The sequence below is a fragment of the Anaerococcus faecalis genome, from assembly GCF_013371425.1.
In the GTDB taxonomy this organism is placed as follows: domain Bacteria; phylum Bacillota; class Clostridia; order Tissierellales; family Peptoniphilaceae; genus Anaerococcus; species Anaerococcus porci.
Genome location: NZ_JABVBA010000023.1, coordinates 1 through 1,647, shown reverse-complemented (window position 1 = coordinate 1,647; position 1,647 = coordinate 1). Strand labels below are relative to the sequence as shown.

General features: G+C 47.2%; 1 rRNA gene. It reads right to left on the bottom strand.

What is annotated here, in order from left to right:
- Positions 1-67: 67 nt before the first annotated feature.
- Positions 68-1,597 (bottom strand): 16S ribosomal RNA (locus HV819_RS11365).
- Positions 1,598-1,647 lie beyond the last annotated feature (50 nt).

The following is a 1,647-nucleotide window of genomic DNA, read 5'->3' as shown; positions in this document are numbered from 1 at the left end:
CAAACTTAAGTTTTATATTTTAATTTTCTTTGTATGAAAAACTAACGTGTCAGTTTCTCATCCTTAGAAAGGAGGTGATCCAGCCGCACCTTCCGATACGGCTACCTTGTTACGACTTCACCCCAGTTACTGACCCTACCTTCGACTGCTGCGTCCTAAAAGGTTCGCTCACAGGCTTCGGGTATTGCCAACTTCCATGGTGTGACGGGCGGTGTGTACAAGACCCGGGAACGCATTCACCGCGACATTCTGATTCGCGATTACTAGCAACTCCAACTTCATGCACTCGAGTTGCAGAGTGCAATCCGAACTGGGACAGGTTTTTTGAGTTTTGCTTAAGGTCGCCCTCTCGCTTCCCTCTGTACCTGCCATTGTAGCACGTGTGTAGCCCAAGTCATAAAGGGCATGATGATTTGACGTCGTCCCCACCTTCCTCCGGTTTATCACCGGCAGTATCGCTAGAGTCCCCAACTTAATGATGGTAACTAACGATAGGGGTTGCGCTCGTTATGGGACTTAACCCAACATCTCACGACACGAGCTGACGACAACCATGCACCACCTGTATTACAGTAGACCGAAGTCCTAAGTATCTATCTCTAGATTCCTCCGTAATATGTCAAGACTTGGTAAGGTTCTTCGCGTTGCGTCGAATTAAACCACATGCTCCGCTGCTTGTGCGGGTCCCCGTCAATTCCTTTGAGTTTCACACTTGCGTGCGTACTCCCCAGGCGGAGTGTTTAATGCGTTAGCTGCGGCTCCCAGATTATTCCAAGAACCTAACACTCATCGTTTACAGCGTGGACTACCAGGGTATCTAATCCTGTTTGCTACCCACGCTTTCGTACCTCAGCGTCAGATGATGACCAGAAAGTCGCCTTCGCCACCGGTATTCTTCCTAATATCTGCGCATTTCACCGCTACACTAGGAATTCCACTTTCCCTTCCATCTCTCAAGCTTAGCAGTTTTAAAAGCTATACATAGTTGAGCTATGTTCTTTCACTTCTAACTTACTAGGCCGCCTACGTACCCTTTACGCCCAATGATTCCGGACAACGCTCGGTCCATACGTATTACCGCGGCTGCTGGCACGTATTTAGCCGGACCTTATTCTTATGGTACTGTCATTTTCATCCCATAAAAAAGATTTTTACAACCCGAAGGCCTTCTAAATCACGCGGCGTCGCTGCATCAGGGTTTCCCCCATTGTGCAAAATTCCCCACTGCTGCCTCCCGTAGGAGTTTGGGCCGTGTCTCAGTCCCAATGTGGCCGTACACTCTCTCAAGCCGGCTACTGATCGTTGCCTTGGTGGGCTTTTATCTCACCAACTAGCTAATCAGACGCAAGTCCATCTTACACCGATATATATTCTTTGGTCATTCCATCATGCGATGATTTGACTTTATAGGGTATTATTCTTCGTTTCCAAAGGCTATCCCCTTGTGTAAGGCAGGTTACTCACGTGTTACTCACCCGTTCGCCACTAATCCACTTTTAATCATTCCGAAGAAATCTTAAAACCTTCATCGTTCGACTTGCATGTGTTATGCACGCCGCCAGCGTTTATCCTGAGCCAGGATCAAACTCTCATTTAAAGTTCGATCTTGACTTCTGTCATTTTTTGTTTGGTTTACTCAAAGTAATT